The 21977-nt window shown below is 31.3% G+C and carries 17 protein-coding genes; 7 read left to right on the plus strand and 10 right to left on the minus strand.

All coding sequences use genetic code 11. The features are described from left to right. Positions 1-29: 29 nt before the first annotated feature. The 7 genes from P178_RS0112275 to P178_RS0112305 all read right to left on the minus strand — a co-directional run bounded on the left by P178_RS0112275 (position 30) and on the right by P178_RS0112305 (position 10113). Positions 30-1211 carry an O-antigen ligase family protein gene (locus tag P178_RS0112275; RefSeq protein ID WP_027066492.1) on the minus strand — a complete coding sequence of 394 codons (1182 nt, stop codon included), beginning with the start codon at positions 1209-1211 and terminating at the stop codon, positions 30-32. A 522-nt stretch (positions 1212-1733) separates the two neighbouring features. Then, positions 1734-3245: an Ig-like domain-containing protein gene (locus P178_RS0112280; RefSeq protein ID WP_027066493.1), complete on the minus strand. Its 1512-nt coding sequence runs from the start codon at positions 3243-3245 to the stop codon at positions 1734-1736. 459 nt (positions 3246-3704) lie between these two features. Continuing rightward, positions 3705-4772 (minus strand): peptidoglycan bridge formation glycyltransferase FemA/FemB family protein, encoded by a 1068-nt coding sequence (locus P178_RS0112285; RefSeq protein ID WP_036146762.1) that lies wholly within the window; start codon positions 4770-4772, stop codon positions 3705-3707. Between the two features lie 139 nt (positions 4773-4911). Continuing rightward, positions 4912-6093 (minus strand): hypothetical protein, encoded by a 1182-nt coding sequence (locus tag P178_RS0112290; protein WP_027066495.1) that lies wholly within the window; start codon positions 6091-6093, stop codon positions 4912-4914. Positions 6094-6347: 254 nt separating this feature from the next. Next, the gene (locus tag P178_RS0112295; protein ID WP_027066496.1) at positions 6348-7622 is read right to left on the minus strand and encodes a nucleotide sugar dehydrogenase; all 1275 of its coding nucleotides are present in this window, start codon (positions 7620-7622) and stop codon (positions 6348-6350) included. A 77-nt stretch (positions 7623-7699) separates the two neighbouring features. Next, positions 7700-8719: an NAD-dependent epimerase/dehydratase family protein gene (locus tag P178_RS0112300; RefSeq protein WP_027066497.1), complete on the minus strand. Its 1020-nt coding sequence runs from the start codon at positions 8717-8719 to the stop codon at positions 7700-7702. Then, on the minus strand, positions 8716-10113 hold the full coding sequence (locus tag P178_RS0112305; protein ID WP_027066498.1) for a nucleotide sugar dehydrogenase: 1398 nt from the start codon (positions 10111-10113) through the stop codon (positions 8716-8718). Before P178_RS0112305 ends, P178_RS0112300 begins: the two co-directional genes overlap by 4 nt. 288 nt (positions 10114-10401) lie before the next feature. On the opposite strand from P178_RS0112305, the gene P178_RS0112310 reads away from it, so the two are divergent. Genes P178_RS0112310 through P178_RS0112325 form a run of 4 tightly spaced genes read left to right on the plus strand, consistent with a single transcriptional unit; the run spans position 10402 to position 16631 of the window. Continuing rightward, on the plus strand, positions 10402-11490 hold the full coding sequence (locus P178_RS0112310) for a DegT/DnrJ/EryC1/StrS family aminotransferase (protein ID WP_051638390.1): 1089 nt from the start codon (positions 10402-10404) through the stop codon (positions 11488-11490). Continuing rightward, complete coding sequence (locus tag P178_RS0112315; protein ID WP_027066500.1) at positions 11487-13418, plus strand: polysaccharide biosynthesis protein; 1932 nt, start codon at positions 11487-11489, stop codon at positions 13416-13418. Before P178_RS0112310 ends, P178_RS0112315 begins: the two co-directional genes overlap by 4 nt. Positions 13419-13441: 23 nt before the next feature. Further along, positions 13442-14218: a polysaccharide biosynthesis/export family protein gene (locus P178_RS0112320; RefSeq protein WP_027066501.1), complete on the plus strand. Its 777-nt coding sequence runs from the start codon at positions 13442-13444 to the stop codon at positions 14216-14218. Between the two features lie 37 nt (positions 14219-14255). Beyond that, on the plus strand, positions 14256-16631 hold the full coding sequence (locus P178_RS0112325) for a GumC family protein (RefSeq protein ID WP_027066502.1): 2376 nt from the start codon (positions 14256-14258) through the stop codon (positions 16629-16631). 6 nt (positions 16632-16637) lie between these two features. Here P178_RS0112325 and P178_RS0112330 read toward each other — a convergent pair whose 3' ends face one another. Further along, positions 16638-17378: a tyrosine-protein phosphatase gene (locus tag P178_RS0112330; RefSeq protein ID WP_027066503.1), complete on the minus strand. Its 741-nt coding sequence runs from the start codon at positions 17376-17378 to the stop codon at positions 16638-16640. A 298-nt stretch (positions 17379-17676) separates the two neighbouring features. On the opposite strand from P178_RS0112330, the gene P178_RS0112335 reads away from it, so the two are divergent. Next, positions 17677-18258 (plus strand): tRNA-(ms[2]io[6]A)-hydroxylase, encoded by a 582-nt coding sequence (locus P178_RS0112335; protein ID WP_027066504.1) that lies wholly within the window; start codon positions 17677-17679, stop codon positions 18256-18258. 17 nt (positions 18259-18275) lie between these two features. On the opposite strand, the gene mnmE is transcribed toward P178_RS0112335, so the two are convergent. Next, positions 18276-19673 carry a tRNA uridine-5-carboxymethylaminomethyl(34) synthesis GTPase MnmE gene (mnmE, locus tag P178_RS0112340; RefSeq protein WP_027066505.1) on the minus strand — a complete coding sequence of 466 codons (1398 nt, stop codon included), beginning with the start codon at positions 19671-19673 and terminating at the stop codon, positions 18276-18278. A 111-nt stretch (positions 19674-19784) separates the two neighbouring features. Between mnmE and P178_RS0112345 the strand changes: the two genes are divergently transcribed. Both P178_RS0112345 and P178_RS0112350 read left to right on the plus strand, forming a co-directional pair. Then, positions 19785-20192, plus strand: a complete 408-nt coding sequence (locus P178_RS0112345) for a hypothetical protein (protein ID WP_027066506.1) — start codon at positions 19785-19787, stop codon at positions 20190-20192. A gap of 70 nt (positions 20193-20262) precedes the next feature. After that, entirely contained in the window at positions 20263-20631 is a 369-nt protein-coding gene (locus P178_RS0112350; protein WP_027066507.1) for a DUF4870 domain-containing protein, read from the plus strand. 66 nt (positions 20632-20697) lie between these two features. Here P178_RS0112350 and dnaN read toward each other — a convergent pair whose 3' ends face one another. Beyond that, positions 20698-21816, minus strand: a complete 1119-nt coding sequence (gene dnaN / locus P178_RS0112355) for a DNA polymerase III subunit beta (protein WP_027066508.1) — start codon at positions 21814-21816, stop codon at positions 20698-20700. Positions 21817-21977: the final 161 nt, after the last annotated feature.

Below are 21977 nucleotides of genomic sequence, written 5' to 3' on the forward strand. Positions count from 1 at the left end.
TAATTATAAAGTTCTTGATATTTTGTGTTTTACCCAATTTTTTCGGATATGGTGTCTCTTTTTTGAAGACTTATAATTAGAAAAAAGTACATCATAGAAAAGGGAAATTTGTAAAAGACATAAAAATTATTGTAAATTAAAAAAGTAATAAAGAAAAGAAAATAGAATTTATATAAAGGATTGTTTTTATCTGATCTGTAGTTTTTAATACTTTTAAAAGTTGGGATAAGAAAAAGCGAGAAAAGTAAGACTCCACCAATTATTCCTTGTTCCGCTAGTATTTCTATATAGGAATTATGTGTGAATAACCGGTATTTACTATAAAAAGGAAACTGGCCTAAACCAACTCCTAGGATTGGATTTTGTTTAAAAACTTCTATTCCTTCTTCAATTAAAACTTCTCTGGAATCTTGTCTATTTGCAGTTTGTACCACTCTATTTTTAATCCTTGATCCCTCATATATTTTTATAAATTGAAATGTCAAGAGCACTATTACAGAAGTTATAAATAATTTACGGACCAACTTAGCTATTTTAGAAGGTTCTTTTGGTTTATTTACAAATAACCAAAAACCTAAATTTATAACAACTATCAAGAATAAACCAGCTCTAGATTGAGTGGTGAAAGCTATTATTAAAAATAAGATAGGAAGAATAAGAAGCATTAAAAAAACTGGCTTACTTCTATATTTTAGGTATAAATAAAATAAAGAGAAATTAGCGAATATGCAATAGTAAGAGTAAGCATTGGCATTTAACATGAATCTATCCCTAAAATCTATGGCGGAGGCAAAATTTACACTAATGTTGCCATTTAAAATCATAATAACAAAAAGGATAATGATAGTAAGTATGTATCCTATATGAAAGAAGCTGCTAAAGTTAATTTTACTTGTCAATCCAATTACTATATAAGCAGATATAATCGCCCCAAATAAAAGGCTCAATGTTATTTTAAATTCATCAAATCCCTTGTAATAATATATGGTGGTAAAACTTAAAAGAAAAATCATCAGAAATATGAAAAATTCTTTTTTGTTTGAATGTGAATGTTTTGCGTCGTAAAAGAATGCTATGACCGCTAAAAGAGGTAAAAGTCCCAATGTAGCTATTTGTTGTAGTTGAAAATATGGGCCAAGTGCATTTAAAAAAATAATTACAAAAATTATGAAAATTCCGAGTAATATTTTTGGCTGTTTTTTTTTTTTCATTTCGCTAAGCTACTAAAGTTAATTTGGGTAATGCCTGATTATATTTATTGGTAAAAATAGGGATAAGCAAAGGTTCAAGTATACGTTAAAGTTTTAAATATAGTGGATGCGAAATGTTTATTTTGAATAACTTAATTATAATTGAGAATAATAGTCTTACACAAACTATCTTTGATACCTGTATATAGATTAGCACCCTATTTTTAAAAGAATTTTGTATGTTAAATGTATTAATTTAAGGTCTGTTCATAAGGAAATGTGATTTTGAATTGTAATAAAAATATCAATTATTTACTTAAAATGATTGTAATTATATTAAAAGGAATGGTAATAATAAAAGTTTGCGTATGCAGTTTTTTTACTCTTATTTTTTATTTATTTCCAATGAGGCTAAAATAGCTAAACAAAGAAATTGAGTAAGAATAATTCGTTGTTTTTATTATTTTCAACGTCATCTATCAAAAAAATATAAAATTTCACAAAAAAAAAAGCCCATTTAAATGGGCTTTTTTTTTGTGAAATTTATTGCTCCGGATAAACGGGATAACCATCTTCTAAAATTTTAGCATTTAATGCAGCAATCCCTAATGGTTGAATTCCATAAAAGGTTAGGTTTTTACCAATATAATCTTCCTTAATTCTTTGTTGTAAACTTTCATCATATCGTCCCAAATTTAACCAATCGTGTAATCTGCCATGTAGGTCATAATCACCTGTTCCATCTACATTATACATAAAAAAACTACCATATTCTTTTTTCCATATTACATTGTTTACAGTAGATGTTAAAGCTGTTATATCTGCCTCAGTCCAATACATATTATTCTCATAGGCAGTGACAATGAAACTTACTATGGCCCCTGCATGACTTGTGTCTTGAATTTGATCAATATCCCAACGTTGACTCCACGTAACAGCAGAAGGAACTTTGTTGTTAGGTTTTAATTGATTTCTTAGGTTAGAAGGACGCCCCACCATAGTGCCAAAAGATACATTTTCAAAAACTGTATTGTACTTTTCCTTACCAGTAATAATGTAAAGTTCCATACCAATTCTAGCCCAATGTGTAGTCATGTGGGTGTTGATTCTATAAAAATTATTAAGACCTTGTGCCTCATATCTTTCCCATATGTTTTTTTCGGAAAAAGCCAAAAGATTTTCATATTGCTGTTGATAGTTTCCGGTTGCTCTTAAGTTTGGGGATTGGTGCATTATTCTAGTTAAAGTTGCAACATATCTCCAATAAAAACTATCCCATAATGGATGACCATCATTGTCATTATTTGGCCAGCCTAAATAACCATTCCCGACATTTACAGCATCGGTCATAGTAATATTTATTAATTTTAAAGCTTCGTCTAAATAACTATTATCCCCGGTAGCTTGCCACATTTTCACTAATCCATCGATGTAATAACCGAGAAAATAATATTCTTGATTAATATTATTACTTTTTGCTCGTGATAATGCATCTGCGGAGTCGGTTTGTTGATCAATATCTAACCATTCTGCATCAAATTTTTCTTGCCATTCCTTAACTCTTTCACTTATTTCATTTGGACCTCTGTGTGTATTTTCAGAGGAACTTGTCTCTTCATCTATAAAAGAATCGTCATTAGTAATTGTTACAGTAGCCTCTTCTTCAGTTACGGTACCTTCTTCATCTACTTCTTCTGCTGTATAAGTGAATGTGTCGGTAAAATCTTCTGTTTCAATAATTTCTTCTTGTGGTGTATATGTTAATGTATTGTCATTATTAATAACAATAGAACCGTTTTGAGCCACAGAGGTTTCCGTGATATTTACATTACTTAAGTCGGTGAAATTATCATTGTTTAAAACATCCAAAATTATATTATTGGAACTTGAAAGATAAAATATATCATTGACTACATAATTTTGTATTTCAATACTATTGTCTTTTGATATTACATATTCCGATAATAAATCAGAATCTTTACTGCAGGATTGGAAAATAAATAGAAGACATAAAAAGACTGCCATGCGTGTAGGGTTTTGTAGGTTTCGCATCATGGGGTAAAATTGTTTAATTACTTAAGATTTAGGAATTTAAAAATATTTCTTTTTTTTAAAATAACGATGAAATAAATGGTTTATTCGATGAACTACTTTATATCAACTTTATTATTACGTATTGAAATTACGTTTTGGATTAAAAAAAAATCTTTTTTCGATAAAATACTGTTTTCTTTAACATTTTACCTCTAATTACAGAGTAACTGTTCGTTTTTAAAGTCTTGGTGTTTAATAATATTTTAACAAGCAAGGTTTAAAACCTTACTATAATTGGAGAAATATTAAATGCCTGGACTTTACACATTAATTGAAGATGATTGTAAATAACGATACATTTGTTATAATATTATTTTAGAACTACAATAGTTGTTTTATAAAATTCTTTCAAAACAAAAGGTGTTGTTATCCAAATTTATAGAATAACAACACCTTCAAAATATAATTTGCAATAAGTGACTAAATCTCTAACGTATCCATTTTCTTGGTTAAAGTTGCGCGGTATTGTGGAAAGAAACTTATTTGATTTTTATCTACCTCAGGATATTGGTTGAATTTTTCATTTGTTAGTTTGTTATATATGTCATGGTTAACAATATATTTCCAAAGTCTGAAATTTTTAAATTCTTTTGAAAACCCACTTTTAAAACGAAATAAAGAATCTTCGTTACTGCCGCCTCTACCGCCACCAAGATTTAATAATTGGTACCCTTCAGCCGTACTTATAAGGCGCATTTCGTCAATAATAAGTTTTATAGGGTTTAATTCGTAAAAATCGGCATCTAAACCTGATAGGTGGTATTGAACAATATTATCTTTTTTTATAAAAATTGCAGCACCAATTATTTTCTGACTATCATTATCTCTACATATCATTAATTGTGGATTGTAGTCTTTGCTTGCCATAATGCGTTCAAAGTATGTTTGATCGAAAAAATAACTATCAGTAGCATCTACGCGCCTCATATTTTCGTGATATAATTCGATAAAGCTTTTCAAGTCCTCTTGATGATTACCTTCCGAAACAGTGCATACCTTTCGCGCTTTATTTAGGTAGGTTTTTAAGCGTCTGTTGAAATTTGCACGTTGTATTTCAATCGGTAGGGATAAATCTAGATATACAACCATTCCTTGATCTGAAATTTCACCTAAACCTGAGAGCAACGATTCTTGATTATCTAAAAACGGATGTAATCTTGAGAAGACAGAGATAATTTTGTTATCCATTAAATAGCTATGAAGAATCTCTTGAAATTTAGATTTCTCAAAAGAATTGTCATTTATATTTGATAATACACCAGCATATCCATATACTGAAGTTGCATCAATATATGATGTTCCCTTTATATTTCTTAATAAAAGAGGCAATAAGATGGTGGAGTTCCCTTCGTTATACTTTAATAAAACAGGGTTTTCATCATCATTTTTAGATAATTGGTGATAATCATACGTAAAATAAAAATCTGTATTACCAATTAATTCTAATTGTTTTACCCATTCTTCTTTTTGTTTAATTGTCTCAATCATAAGATGTAAAATTGTATTATTAAGTATAACTAAATACCTATTTTATTTATTATTCTGGTTTACTAAATTTTTCTAATTCTATTATAATTTGAATTCTATCAAATTTAATTTATAACCAATTTTTATATTTTCAATATATTTAAATTCTAAACATCGCCGCTGTTGGTTTTAGGCCAACATAAGCCATACCAGCTTGATTCATCCAATGTGGTTGAATAATTCCGTGCTGAAGTACCGCATGAACATCTCTATGTATTCTTTCAATTCTAAATTTTGTATATAAAGATGAAGTGCCCGCAACTGCGTAGATTTCAGATATTAAAAATCTAGCTGCTGTAGCTGCTTCACAAGATGCTGCCCATACATCAGCTAGTTGAACGTCCGTATAAATGTTTTCATTTACAGATTCTTCCCATAGCGTAGATACAGAGCTATGTAATTGAGCTCTATTTGCTGCTAAAGCTGAATTAGCTTTGGCTAATACAGTTTGTACTGTTAATCTATCACGTAAATCGGGATTTTTCCCTGGTGTTACCCTATCTAAACACATTTTGGTCAACTCATCAATGGCACCTTTAAGCAAGCCTAATGACATTGCAGCACAACCAGAAGCATTTATAGCTCCTATGGGAAGTCTATTATAAGCAGTATTATTTTCTACAGTACTTTCAAAATCTACAGCATAACTTTCTTGTACAAAAGCCTCTTCGATTTCAATATCATGGCTTCCTGTGCCTCGTAAACCACCAACATTCCATGTATCTATAATTTTTACGAATTTTTTAGGAACATACATTAACTTTAATTTTGCTCCAGGTCCTAAATTGGTAGGTAAGTCTCCTCCAGTAACCAAACAACGTAAAACAAACCAATCAGCTAGTTCACAACCTGAAACTAAAGTCCAACGTCCAGAAACCATATATCCGTCAGGAACAATTTTAGCAAACCCTTCTGGTCTAGTAGAATTTGCATATATATCAGTTTTATTCTTATAAATCTCATTAATGCTTGTTTTATTTAGAAATTTACCAAAAGTACATGCTAGATGGTTGTTCCAAACAATCCAAGCTACAGAAGTTTCTGCGCTGGCTAGGGTCTCGTAAGTTTTTAATGTTTCTACTGGATTATCTTCAATACCGCCTAAGTGTTTAGGTAATGCCATTCTAAATAACTCATAATCAGTAAGCTTCTCTATTATTTCAGGTGCAAGTTTTCTGGAATTTTCGCTTAGTTCTCTGTTTGCAAGTGCGATATTGTAAATATCTTTAGCAGCTTCAGATGGTTTTATTTTAAGAGTATCTGATGATTTTGTATAGCTCATTAGTTTGAAGTTTATTTTTATTTAATGAATAGATTTCACTCGTATTATTAAAACTCAAATTTTCATTAAAAATTATAAGTTATTAAAATTTACAGTAAAGCTATGTAGTAATTTTAATACAATAGTAAAAACTAGTTCAAAAGCAATAAAAGGGGATGATTAGAATTCTAATCATCCCCTTTTATTTTTAACGAAATAGCTTCTTAACTTCTAATTAGGAATTAAAAGTTTAAAAATATTAATATTTAAGTTTATTATAACCTTCCATGAACTTTACCAGGAAGTGTTCCTTTCACGTCATAAATTATACCGTTTACATTTAAAAGATCAGCAATATTTATAGTTTGAAATTTTTTGTGAGCTACAGCGGATATTACTACATCATAAGTATCTCGTGGCATTTCTTGCGTTGTTGTTATTCCATATTCTTTTAGGACTTCTTGAGGCTCTGCCCATGGATCATAAATCGTCGTATGTACTTTGTAATCATTTAAGCTTTTAATCATATCAACAACTTTGGTATTTCGTATATCTGGACAATCCTCTTTAAATGTGATGCCCATGATTAAAATTTTTGAATCTTTAACCATTAAATCATGTTTGAGCATTAATTTAATTATTTGTAAACTTAGATACTCACCCATACCATCATTTATTCGTCTACTAGCTAATATTAAGTCAGGATTATAGCCGTTTTCTTGAGCTTTTTGAGCTAAGTAATATGGGTCTACACCTATACAGTGTCCGCCAACTAAACCTGGTTTAAAAGGAAGAAAGTTCCATTTAGTACCGGCAGCTTTTAGGACATCATTCGTGTCGATATCTAATAAATGAAATATTTTTGCTAATTCATTCATAAATGCAATATTGATATCTCGTTGTGTGTTCTCTATAACTTTAGATGCTTCAGCTACTTTAATGGTGGGGGCTAAATGTGTGCCGGCAGTTATAACTGAGGAATATAAATCATCTACTAGTTTAGCGGTTTCTGGAGTAGACCCGGCAGTCACTTTTAGTATTTTTTCAACTGTATGTTCCTTATCACCCGGATTAATTCTTTCTGGAGAATACCCGACGTAGAAATTTTTATTAAAAGTCAATCCACTAGATTTTTCTAATTCTGGAACGCAAATTTCTTCAGTAGCGCCTGGGTATACTGTGGATTCGTAAATAACAATGTTGCCTTCTTTTAAAACTTTACCTACTGTTTCACTTGCTTTAATTAATGGAGTAAATACTGGTCTTTTAGTGTCATCAACAGGAGTTGGTACAGTAACAATATAATAATCACAATCTTTTAATTCATCAATATTCGCAGTACAAAACAATCCATAATTATCAATATTAGATGTTTTTTTGAGTACATTGTCCAAATCAAGATCTGACAGTTCTAAGGTTGTATCTTTTCCAAGGTTAATTTCTTGTACTCTCTTTATATTAATGTCATAACCTATTACTGAGTACTTTTTAGCAAATAATGCTGCCAAAGGCAAACCAACATACCCCAAACCTATAATTCCTATTTTCATATTTAAATATCTATAAAAGGTTAAATTGCCACGATTTTTAATATAATAATTTACGTGAATTTAACTATCAAAGTTGGTTATTTGGATGTTAGATACCAGTTTATAAACATTTTAACACCATCATTTAAATTTATCTTAGGGGAATAATTGTAATTTTCGGTGAGTTCTGTGGTGTCTGCCCATGTTTTAAAAACATCACCGTCTTGCATTGGCTTCATTATTAAATTTGCCTCTTTATTCAAATTTATCTCTATCGTATTTATAAAATCCATCAGTTTTACTGATTTTCCTCTGCCAATATTATATATAGCCGCATTGCTTTTAGAATTTGAATTGGGTATGAAGCCTTTTTCTATAATCAAACAGATTCCGTTAACTATATCATCAATATATGTAAAGTCCCTTGCTAATTCTCCATTGTTATAAACATTAATAGGCTTATTTGCTAAAATATTTTTAGTAAATGAAAAATAGGCCATATCGGGTCTGCCCCATGGACCATAGACAGTGAAAAACCGAAGTCCTGTGCATTGGAATTTATAAAGATGGCTATAGGTATGTGCCATTAGCTCATTACTTTTTTTGGTAGCAGCATATAGGCTAACGGGATGATCTACCGGGTCGGTAGTTTTAAAAGGTACTTTGTCATTTAATCCATATACACTAGAACTACTAGCATATACTAGGTGTTTGATTTTATTGATACGGCAACATTCTAAAACGTTTAAAAAACCAACTAGATTACTATCTACATAGGCTTCTGGGTTTTCTAAACTATAACGAACACCTGCCTGCGCAGCTAAATTACAAACTACATCAAAATTCTGTTGCTTGAATAAAATGGGTAAATTTTCACGGTCTTCTAGTGCCAACCTTATAAATGAAAAAGGGGCTTTTGTAGTACTTTCAATTAAAATATTAAATTGTTCGGCATCATCTCTTTCTATACCAAGTTGATTTAATCTCGCATATTTAAGATTTACATCATAATAGTCGTTGATATTGTCCAAACCGACAACGTCATGACCTTTCTCAATTAATTTTTTTGAAACGAAAAAGCCAATAAAACCAGCGGCACCGGTTACTAAAATTTTCATGATTGCCCTATTTTGTAATAATTAAAGCCAATACCTTTCATAGTGTCAGTTTCTAATAAACGTCTACCATCAAACACAAAAGCAGGTTTAAGCATTTGCTTATAAATTGTTTCCCAATCATAGGTTTTAAATTCATCCCATTCGGTTAAAATTGCAATTGCATGCGCATCTTTCGTAACTTCAATAGGTTCTTTTGTCACCTTTAATAATCTTCTATTCTCTTCTGGTGATCTTGTATTTAGGTAGTCTAAATCGGCATAAATGCGTTCTTCTGATACCTTAGGGTCATATACTATTATTTCAGCACGTTCTTCTAACAAAGCATCGGCAACTGCAATAGCGGCAGATTCTCGGGTGTCATTCGTGTCTTTTTTAAACGCCCAACCATACATAACAATTTTTTTACCTGAAATGGTATTATAAAGATTAGTTATAATATTTTCAGCAAAGCGACTTTTTTGATAATCATTAGCTATAATTACCTGCTCCCAATAATCGGCTACTTCATTTAAACCGTATGACCGTGCAATATATACTAAGTTTAATATGTCTTTTTGAAAACAAGACCCACCAAAACCAACGGATGCATTTAAAAATTTTGATCCTATTCTACTATCAAAACCAATGGCTCTAGAAATTTCTTGAATATTGGCATCTGTTTTTTCGCAGAGAGCCGATATGGTATTGATAGACGAAACACGTTGCGCTAAAAAAGCATTAGCAACTAATTTTGATAATTCTGAAGACCAAACATTCGTCTGTAAAATACGTTCTTTTGGTAGCCAATGCTCATAAACAGCACTTAATGCGTCTTTGGCTGCTTGTCCACTAGGCGTGTCATTTCCACCAATTAATACACGGTCTGCATGAATTAAATCTTCAATGGCAGTACCTTCAGCTAAAAACTCTGGGTTTGATAAAATTTCAAACTTAACAGAGTTGCCAGTATTATCCAAAATATTTTGAATTGCCTGGGCTGTTCTTACCGGAAGTGTAGATTTTTCAACTACTATCTTATCATCTTTAGCAACTTTGGCTATGTTGCGGGCACAAAGTTCTATAAATTTTAAATCTGCAGCTTGCCCTTTACCTTTTCCATATGTTTTAGTAGGGGTGTTTACAGAAATAAATATCATTTGAGCTTCATCGATGGCTTTATCTACTTCGGTAGAGAAGAATAAATTCTTTCCTCGTGTTTCACCAACAATTTCTTTTAAACCTGGTTCATATATAGGGAGTTCATCTAAATTAACAGTATTCCATTGATCGATACGATCTTGATTAATGTCTACTACTGTTACTTGTATTTCTGGACATTGTTTTGCAATAACCGACATTGTTGGGCCACCTACGTAACCAGCACCAATACAGCAAATTTTTGTAATTTTTTTCATTTTATTTAAATAGGATTTAAAAAAGCAAAGATTAAAAAATAACGTTCGATTAGAAAATATATTTTAGATGAAGTCGTTATTTACTGGGTTTAAAAGTCTGAGAAGACGGTAAATGGTATATAGTATTTCCTTTAACCGATAATTTACACATATTAAACGAAATATAATGTTATTTCACTGTTTTGATTAAATCTATAGTTAATTTTGAGCCTTATATTTGTAATCCTAAATTGACAACTATTGAAAACCGTTTCAAACCTAACCAAAGTATGGCTTTCTTCTCCGCATATGGGAGGAACAGAGCAAAATTATGTTAATGAAGCCTTTGATACTAATTGGATTGCTCCATTAGGACCGAATGTTAATGCTTTTGAAAAGGCAATTAAAGATGAGTTAGGCAACGCTGTTCATGTTGCCGCTTTAAGTTCGGGGACTGCAGCCATACATTTAGGCCTTGAGTTATTAGGTGTAGGGAAGGGTGATGATGTCATTTGTCAAAGTTTTACATTTTCTGCTTCTGCCAATCCGATTTCTTATTTAGGTGCTGAACCAGTATTTGTAGATAGTGAAACCGATACATGGAATATATCTCCAAAACTTTTAAGAAAGGCTATAGAAAGCGGAATCAAAGAAGGTAAAAAGCCAAAGGCAATTATTGCTGTCCATTTATATGGAATGCCTTATAAAGTTGCTGAAATTAGAGCCTTAGCGGATGAATTTGAAATACCTATTTTAGAAGATAGTGCAGAAGCCCTTGGCAGCTTTTTTAACAACAATGCATGCGGAACTTTTGGCGATATTGGAGTTTTGTCTTTTAATGGAAATAAAATAATAACTACTTCCGGTGGTGGAGCCTTAGTCTCTAAAAATAAGAATTATATCGAAAGGGCTATATTTTTAGCTACACAAGCAAGAGATGATGCACCCCATTATCAACACTCTAATATAGGCTATAATTATAGGATGAGTAATGTATTGGCCGGTATAGGTCGTGGGCAAATGGAGGTTTTAAAAAACCGAGTAAATGCCCGTAGAGCCAATCATCAGTTTTATATGGAGTCTTTGGATCAATTTAAAGAAATTAAATTTCTTTCTGAGCCTGAAGGGTATTTTTCAAATAGATGGTTAAGTTGTATCTTAACACCATCTTATGAAATAAGAGAAAAACTAAGGTTAGCTCTTCTTGAAGTTAATGTTGAGTCTAGACCATTATGGAAGCCACTACACTTACAGCCGATTTTTAAAACTTCAAAGCAGTTTGTAGATGGTACCTCAGCATCATTGTTCGAGAAAGGTCTCTGTTTGCCTAGCGGTTCTAATTTGTTAAATGAAGAATTAGAACGAGTTGTAACAACTATCAAAAACGTTTTATCATGATACAAAAATATCTAAATTATAATGCGCAACGTTATGCCTCTAAATGGCTTGTGTTATGCATTGACCTACTAACGGTAGTTTTCGCTTTTATATTATCTTATTTTATTCGATTTAATTTAACCTTAAATTTTGATGTTCATAATTTTTTGGTTCAAATACCTTTGGTAGCTGTAGCAGCATTAATGGCTTTCTTAATTGTAGGGTCTTATAAGGGAGTTGTTCGGCATACAGGGGTTAAAGATGTATATAATATTTTTAACGCAGTATGTTTCTTTAGTATATTGGTCATTTTTATTGTAATGATTAATAGGCAGATGGATATTTTAAGTCAGTTTACAATACCGCTATCTATCATTATTATAAATAGTTTAATTGCTTTTATAGGTCTAGCCGCTTCTCGTTTTGTTTTTAAATCATTTTATAACAAAATGAATAGCACTATAAAAGTGACTAAGAATATCTTGATTTATGGTGCTGGAGATTCTGGAGTGTTAACACATGGTGCGATTGGAAATAACAGTAAAAGTCGTTATAAAGTTATTGGATATATTGATAGAGATGCCAAAAAAATAGGTAAGAATATTAATGGAGTACCTGTATTTGCTAGAAGAACATTAACTGAGGCTTTTATAGTTAAGAATAATATTTCTGAAATTATTTTTTCAATACAAAATATCGATTCAGTCAAATTGAGAAAAACAGTGGAAGGCTTAGTTGATTTACCTATTGTTGTTAAAATTGTTCCACCTATTGAAGATTGGATTAACGGAGAGTTGAAAGTTTCTCAAATAAAGCAAGTTCAAATTGAAGATTTATTAGATCGAGCGCCAATTACTATTAAGAATAGTAAAATTGCAATGGAGTTGATGAATAAAACTATAATGGTAACAGGTGGAGCAGGGTCTATAGGTAGTGAAATTGTTCGACAGATTTGTAATTATGGTTATAAATCGTTGATTATTATTGATTCCGCTGAATCAGCATTATATGATTTACAACAAGAATTAAAACAAAATGGTTTTCATAATTTTATACCGATTGTCACAGATATTCGAGATAAAAATAGGATGAATGCTCTTTTTGGAGAACATAGGCCAAATATTGTTTTTCATGCTGCGGCATATAAACATGTTCCATTGATGGAATACAATTCTTATGAAGCCATAAAAATTAATATTGGAGGAACTAAAAATGTTGCAGATTTATCTGTTTTACATGGAGTAGAAAAATTTGTTTTTGTTTCTACGGATAAAGCTGTAAACCCAACTAATGTAATGGGAGCAACTAAGAGAATTGCAGAAATTTATATTAGTTGTATGCAAAAGGAAAATAAAACCAAATTTATTACTACCAGATTTGGAAATGTTTTAGGTTCTAACGGTTCAGTTATTCCACTATTTAGAAAACAAATAGAGAAAGGTGGACCTTTAACTCTGACACATAAAGATATAACGAGATATTTCATGACCATACCAGAAGCTTCACAGCTAGTTTTAGAGGCAGGGGCAATGGGAGAAGGAGGTGAGATTTTTATTTTTGATATGGGTGAATCGGTTAAGATATTTGACTTGGCTAAAAACATGATTAAATTATCCGGTTTACGTTATCCAGAAGATATTGATATTAAGATTACAGGTTTGCGACCGGGTGAAAAGCTATATGAAGAACTTTTGGCAAATGGAGAAAATACCTTGCCTACATATCATCAAAAGATAAAGATTAGCAAGGTTCGAGAGGTAGAATATGCTAAAGTAAGGTCAAAAATTGATGAATTGTGTATTACCAATATGTTTTTCAGCGGTAATACAGTAAAATTGATGAAGGAGATTGTACCTGAATATATATCGAAAAATTCTGATTTGTGTGACTTTGATAAAGATGAGTCAAAGAAAGACTCGGAACAAAAGCTTAAAATAGTAAAATCTTAAAATCAATCTAAAATTAAAATTAAATGAATCGTTTATCTGTAATTAAATCAAAAACATTTCTTTTTTTGAGTACAATATTTTTATTGCACTCGTGTGCTTCTCATAAAGATGTTGTGTATTTTCAAGGTGTTGGAGATTATGAAACAAATGTTGGTGAGAATAATCATTCTCAGACATTCAAGGTAGATGATGTTGTTTCTATAAATGTATCTACTTTGGATCCCCAAGCGAGTATGCCATTTAATTTAGTTAAAGGTATGGATGAAAGTAGTTTAAGAGCAGAACAATTAGATTACATTATAGATAAAAGTGGGAATATAGATTTTCCGGTTGTTGGTCAAGTGAAAATTGCTGGTTTAACAGCAGAAAAGACTAAAGAATTATTAAAGGAAAAATTAAGTAACTATTTGAAGGATCCAATTATAAATATTCGTTTAAAGAATTTTACTGTTACAATATTAGGAGAAGTAAAATCTCCAGGAACTTATCCTGTTATTGGTGAACAAATAACTATTCTGGAAGCTTTAGGCTTGGCAAATGATTTAACTATAAAGGGTAAAAGAGATAATGTTTTAGTAATTCGTGATTTTGATGGTACTAAGGTTTATCATCGCATTAATTTGACAAGTAAAGAAGCTCTTGACTCTCCAGTATATTATTTGACACAAAATGATGTAGTATATGTGGAACCTAATAAATCAGCGATTACTGCTTCATCATTGGATAATAGAGCTACCATTTTGGTATCTATAGCTTCTGTTTTAATCACTTCTTCCGTTTTAATTTTAACTAGAAATTAAGTAGTTATAAATTATATCAATATAATAATATATTTTCATGAGTGAAACTGTAAATACAAATCAAACCTTAAGTGAAACACTTAAGGTTTATACAAAAAAATGGAAATGGTTTGTAGTGGGTGCAATAATAGCCATTTTGTTGGCCACAATTTATTTAAGGTATGCTACTCCTCAATATGCAGGGCAAGCTAAAATTCATATTATTGAAGAAAAAAATGCCTCGTCAGAATTAGCTGCTTTTAGCGATTTAGATATTTTGGGTGTGGGTGGAACGAATAAAGTTGAAGACGAAATTGAAATATTAAACTCAAGGTCAAATTTTATTGAAGTTGTTAAAGATTTAAAATTAAATATTAGATATAATGTACTCGGTAATGTAAAAACATCTGAGGTATATAGAAAAAGACCTTTTAACATAAATTTTATTGCTAATGATTCTATTATCAATAATTCTCAATTGACATTTTATGTTGATATTCAAGATTCTAATAATTTTGGATTTAATCTTTTGGAAGATGGACCTGTTAAAATTTATTCTTATGGTAAGAATATTGAAACACCAATTGGGGATATAGTACTAACTCCAAATACTGAATTTCTTAAACAATTTTCAGGAAAGAGAATATTTATTGAAATTATGCCAATTTTTACTGTGGCAGAAGCTTACCAACTTAATACCTTGATAAGTGCTATAGGTGAAAAATCTAATATAATTAATATCGAATTAACGGATCCAATACCTCAAAAGAGTATAGATATTCTAAATGGTTTGATTAATGAATATAATGAAAATGGGATTCTTGATAAAAAAATAATAGCTGATAGGACTTCGAATTTTATTGACGATAGAATTAAAGAAATTTCAGGTGATTTGACTTCGGTGGATCAAGATGCACAAGATTTTAAAACTTCAAAAGGGGTTACTGATATTGCCAATGAATCTAATATTGCTCTAAATTTAAGTGCAGCCAATAGACAAGAACTGGAGAATGCTAAAACACAATTAAATATAGCTAACGGAATGAACCAGATTCTTTCTGATGAGAATGGATTTGATGTTATCCCTTCAAACGTTGGTCTTTCTGACCCTAGTATTGCAAATACTACAGCTAAATATAATGAACTTGCTTTAGAACGTAAGCGTTTATTGAAAAGTGCAGATGAACAAAATCCTATTATTGTTAATCTAGATGAACAATTAGCTGGTTTAAAAGGTAATATTAAGAGCAGTTTGTCCGGTATGGAGAGGAATTTAGGAATGCAAGTGAATAATTTGAGTGGACAATTATCTCGTATAAATTCAAAAATCTACTCTGCCCCCAGTAATTCAAGACAGCTTAGAGATATTGAAAGACAACAGCAGACTACGGAGTCATTATTTCTTTATCTTCTTCAAAAGCGTGAAGAGTCTCAGATTGCCATGGCTTCAAGTTCACCTAAATCCAAGGTTATAGATAGTGCTCATCTTGTGCAGCAAGAACCAGTTAAGCCTAAAAATGGGTTGGTTTATTTATCATCGCTGATATTAGGGCTATTAGTACCTTTTGGATTCATTTACGCTAAAGATTTATTGGATACTAAAATTCATAACAAACATAGTTTAGAGAAATTTACAAATGAAGTACCAGTATTAGGTGAATTACCTAGACTGTCGAAAAAGGATAGTAAGATTATTATTAATGATGATCGATCGGTTTTAGCAGAAGCTTTACGTATTATAAGGGCTAATTTAGATTTTTTAATTAAAACTAAACACGCTAACGATAGAAATAAGAACAATATAATATATGTTACCTCTAGTACACCTGGTGAAGGAAAAACGTTTGTTTCTTCTAATTTATCAATGATATTAGCAAGTACTGATAAAAAAGTTCTTTTAGTAGGTGCAGATATTAGAAATCCTAAATTATATTCTTTCTTTTCTGGAGATGCGGTCGATAAACTTAAAACTCCTTCTAGAAATAAGGATGCAGGTTTAACGGAATTTTTACTAGACGATACTATTCAAGTTAAAGATATTATTAGACCAATGTTGGTACATCATAATACTATTGATGTTATATATTCAGGTAAAATCCCGCCAAATCCTGCGGAGCTATTAATGAGTACTAAAGTGAATGATTTATTGAAGGAAGTGTCTGAAATGTATGATTATGTAATTGTAGATACAGCGCCAATGATGGTTGTAAGTGATACCCTAATGATAGCACCTTATGCAGATCATATTATTTACGTAACTAGAGCAGGGGTTACGGATGAAACTGCTGTTAAGTTTCCATTAAGTCTTCGTGATGAAGGTAAGTTGAAAGGAATATCTTTTGTAGTAAATGATGTAACTTTAGACGAATTGGGCTATGGCGGTAAATATGGTTACGGTTATAGTAAGACAAGTAAAAAATGGTGGAAATTTTAATCTACCTTATTTAAAATTATAAATAGTTTTTTCTATTACAGGTTTTATAAGCATCAGTGTTTTTTCATTGATGCTTATTTTTTTTAAATAATTTAGTTGAGAGATTTTGTGAACGTCGCTCGCCATAAAATCTATTAAATTATTTTTAAGTAACCACAGGGCTGTCTTATTTACTTCTTTTCCGTAATAATCACTTAAAGACAATATATTCAATTGAAATAATAATCCTTCATCTTTATATTGCGTATAATTTCTAAGATTTTTATGTAAATACGCATACCGTTCTGGATGCGCAAAGATTGGAAACAACCCGGAACTCTTAATTTTTTGAACTGCACTATCAAAATTAATAGAAGCCTGTAAATACGACATCTCAATTAGAAGGTAGCTTTTGGTTAAAGGCATTATATTTTTCTCGTCAACTAGTTTTTCAAAGCCAGAATCAATCATATGTTCTGCTGCTATATCAACATTTACGTGCTCTAAATTATTCATATTTAGAGCATTCTTAAGTATTGATAGGGAGCTATTGATAGTTAATGGTGTATTGGGATAATAATTCTCCATAATATGAGGGGTACAGATAAAATCTGTCACTCCAAATTCACTAAAACCTTTAATCAGTTCAATGGAATCTTCAACAGTCTTTGCACCATCATCTATACCTGGTAATAAATGGTTATGAACATCTATAAAACCTTCTAAATGATCTATTAAAAAATGTTTCTTGGAGAAAAAATTAAACATAAGTAAGAATTAGATTTTTGTTATTTACAAGCACAAAAAAAAGTGCCGGAAATTGCATAGAAATTAGCGTTTATAGGATAGCTCTGTACGAAATTAACTATTCGTCTTTGATTATATAGAGATATAACTAAATTTTCTTATCATAATTGTTTGGTGTTTTTCAACGAATCTATTTGCAACACCATAAAACTTTTGTCCTTATGGCTTAATGCCTTAGATGATTGTGAATTATGCTTATTTATAAAATTTAAGCTATTATGATAGATATACACCTATTTTTACGGTAAAATAAATAGTCATGCTTCATTTAAAACTTGCCACAGACCCAAGATGGGTGAATATCGTTGAAAAGAACATAGAAGAGATACTAACTGATCATGCATGGTGTGAACAAAAGGCAGCTACTAATGCTATTACTATTATTACTCTAAATTCTGAATACCCGGATTTAGTGACAGATTTGCTTCTTCTAGCTCAAGAAGAATTGGTTCACTTTCAAATGGTTCATGAAATTATTAAAGAGCGTGGGTTTACACTAGGTAGAGAGCGAAAGGACAGTTATGTAAACGAACTTTATAAGTTTATGAACAAAGGTGGTAATAGGTTACAATCTATGGTAGATAGACTTTTATTTTCTGCTATGATAGAAGCAAGAAGTTGCGAACGCTTTAAATTACTTTCAGAGGAAATTCAAGATCCAGAATTATCTAAGTTTTATAAGGATTTAATGATTAGCGAAGCAGGTCATTACACCACATTTATTGGTTTTGCCCGTAAATATGGTCAAGATGTTGATGTAGATAAACGCTGGAAAGAATTAGTAGAATTTGAATCAGAAGTAATTAAGAACTACGGAAAAGATGAAACCATACACGGCTGATATTTTGTTGCTTAGTTTTATTTGCCGATACAAAAATTTGCAAAAATATTCCCTAGCAACTCATCATTGGTTACTTGTCCTGTGATTTCTCCTAAATGGTAAAGCGCTTCCTTAACATCAATAGCCATTAAGTCACTAGAAATATTTTCTTTCATACCAAATTGCACTTTTTCTATTTCTTCAAGTGATTTAAGTAAAGAATCATAATGTCTAGTATTTGTGACAATAGTTTCGTTGTTACGAAGTGCGCCTGTATTTACAAATTCTAAAAGGCTATTTTGTAATTCTTCTACTCCTTCCCCTGTTTTTGCAGAAAGGTATTTAACGCTATCTAAGTGCTTTCCTATCTTATCTTTATCTAATTCTGAAAGCGTATCTGATTTATTTACCAAAAGAACTAAAGGTTTCTGAGGATTTTGATTCTTTATTTTTTCGAAATCTATTACAATGTTCTTAAGTTTCTGATCATCGTTTAGAAGCTTTGAGCCATCAACTAGCAGAAGGACTACTTGAGCCTGTTCAATTTTCTCAAAAGTTCGTTTTATGCCCATTCCTTCAACGACATCCTTTGTTTCACGAATACCGGCTGTGTCTATAAACCTGAAACCAATTCCGCCAATAGAAATCTCATCTTCAATAGTGTCACGGGTTGTGCCTGCAATATCTGAAACCAATGCACGCTCCTCATTTAAAAACGCATTTAGTAGCGTTGATTTTCCAACGTTGGGTTCGCCTACAATAGCTACAGGTATTCCATTTTTAATTACATTACCAACGGCAAACGAGTCAATTAAGCTCTGTAATACTTTTTGAATTCGTGTTAAGAGTTCTTTGAATTGGGTGCGATCGGCAAATTCTACATCTTCTTCAGAAAAATCGAGTTCCAGTTCAATTAAAGAAGCAAAGTTTAATAGTTCGGTACGTAATTGTTTTATTTCATTACTAAACCCCCCACGCATTTGTTGTACTGCAATTTGGTGGCTAGCGGCATTATCACTAGAGATTAAATCGGCTACAGCTTCGGCTTGACTAAGATCCATTTTTCCATTTAGAAATGCTCTTAATGTAAATTCTCCTGCATCGGCTGTTCTACATCCATTCCTTAAAAATAATTGAATGATTTGTTGTTGAATATATGGAGAGCCGTGGCAAGATATTTCAATCACGTTTTCTCCAGTATACGAATGCGGATCTTTAAAAATTGATATTAATGCTTGATCTAGTACATTTTTTCCATCCTTAATATATCCTAAATGAATAGTATGGCTTTTTTGATTTTTAAGAACTTTACCAGAGACTGACTCAAAATGGTTAGAAGCTATGGAAATAGCCTCTGGTCCAGAGAGTCTAATAATTGCAATGGCTCCAGCGCCTGCTGGAGTTGCTAAAGCTATTATGGTATCTGTTTGATTCATCGTGCAAAAATAATCAATTATTAACTGTTGTAGTTTTCTTAATTTAAATGCATTTTGTTTTCAGTATACAATTATATAGTAATTTCGCATGTTATAAAATGTAATCAAAAAATGAAAAAAATAGTTTTGTTGGTAGTGTTTATGTTTGTTTGTTCATTTGGTAGTGCTCAAAGTGATACTCAAGAAACTTCAAGTGAGGTTACCATTGAGCAAGAAAAGGAAATGGAGCAGGTAAGGAAACAGGTTGAAAAAGCTGAAGCTGAAGCTAAAAAAGAAAAGAAGGTAGCTGCCGAGAAAAAGAAAGAAGAAAAGCTGAAGAAACAAATCAACTCAAAAGAAAAATCTATTTCTAAGGAGGAAAAACAAATTGATAAGCTAAAAAATCAGCTTGAAAAAGGGAAATTAAAAGGAACCCTTTCTCCAGTAGATATACAGAAGATTGAGGATAAAGTTGCTAAAAGTCAAATGAAGGTTATGAAAGAGCAGGAGAAGTTAAAGAAATTGAACAGAAAATTATAACTGCTTTAATGTGTAACATTTAAAGGATTTCTGCGTCATATTTATAGTATTCATCTAAAATCAATCAAAAATGGAACTAGTAAATAAAAACGCAGTAGTAATTCGTGAAGATCGAAATCTTTTGGTCATTACACATTTATCTCAATATTTAGACTTTATTACAGGATTTGGCGGACTGGTTGTACCGTTGGTAATTTGGTTAACAACTAAAGATTCGGTTATAGGTATGGAAGAACATGGTAAATCTGTCATTAACTTTCAGCTTACTTTAATCTTGTACCTATTAATAGGTATACCTGGTATTTTGTTATTCGGACTCGGTATTTTATTATTAATATTTGCAGGTGTGTTATCCATAGTAATGCCCGCAGTAAATGCCATAAAAGCTAGCAATGGAGAATCGCCAAGTTATTTTGGAACTATACGTTTTATCTCATAGAAAAATATAGTAATAAAAAAAGGGTCAGTTATTTAACTGACCCTTTTTAGTTTTATCTAGTTTTTATTAACTGTTAAGCATAACAGGCATTACCAACATAGTAACATATTCGCCTTCATCTAAACCATCTGTAGGAGTAAGGATACCTGCGCGGTTTGGTAAGCTCATTTCTAATGAAACTTCATTAGAACCCAAATTGTTTAACATTTCTGTCAAGAATCTTGAGTTGAAACCTATTTGCATATCATCACCTTGGTATGAACAAGTTAAACGTTCTTCTGCTTTGTTTGAGTAATCTATATCTTCTGCAGAAATGTTCAATTCAGCACCCGCTATTTTTAAACGTATTTGATGTGTTGTCTTGTTAGAGAAAATAGAAACCCTTCTAACTGAACTTAAAAACTGATTTCTAGCTATTGTAAGCTTATTAGGATTCTCTTTTGGTATTACTGCTTCATAATTAGGATACTTGCCATCAATTAGTCTACAAATTAATTCAGTTTCTTCAAAGCTGAATTTAGCATTGCTCTCGTTGTATTCTATAAGTACATCAGACTCACTACCTGCCAATATCCCTTTTAATAATGTCAAAGGTTTTTTGGGCATAATGAATTCCGCTACTTGAGAAGCCCTAACATCTGTACGTTGGTATTTTACCAATTTATGTGCATCTGTAGCAACAAACGTTAAGTTCTCTGGAGAAAATTGAAAAAAGACTCCGCTCATTACGGGTCTCAAATCATCGTTACCAGCAGCAAAAATTGTTTTGTTGATAGCAGTGGCTAAAATATCTCCAAGTAAGGTTGTGGAACTTGGGCTAGATAATTCAACCGCTTTTGGAAATTCTGCACCATCTGCATACGCAAGCGCATATTTACCATGGTTAGAACTAATCTCTACTGTATTGTTATCCTCCACAACAAATGTAAGTGGTTGCTCAGGAAAAGTTTTCAAAGTTTCTAAAAGCAATCTTGCCGGTACGGCTATGGTACCTTCGTTGTCAGAATCAACTTTAATAACCGAACTCATGGTTGTTTCCAAGTCAGAGGCGGATACTGTTAGTTTATCCTTTTGCAAATCGAATAGGAAATTATCTAAAATTGGTAACGTATTACTGTTATTGATAACACCTCCTAAAATTTGAAGTTGTTTTAGCAAATAGGTACTTGAAACTATAAATTTCATTCTTTTAATTTTATTGATATTATTCTTGAATTAATCAAGAACAATAGGTTTAAACTCCTAATCGTTGGCAGTTTTAGTTACCAACAAAGATATTTTAATTGGTCTTTTTAAGGAAACAAACTTATTAACAGTTTCTATGTGCTAAAGGTGATGTGTAATAC

The sequence above is a fragment of the Maribacter sp. Hel_I_7 genome (assembly GCF_000688315.1).
Lineage (GTDB): Bacteria > Bacteroidota > Bacteroidia > Flavobacteriales > Flavobacteriaceae > Maribacter > Maribacter stanieri.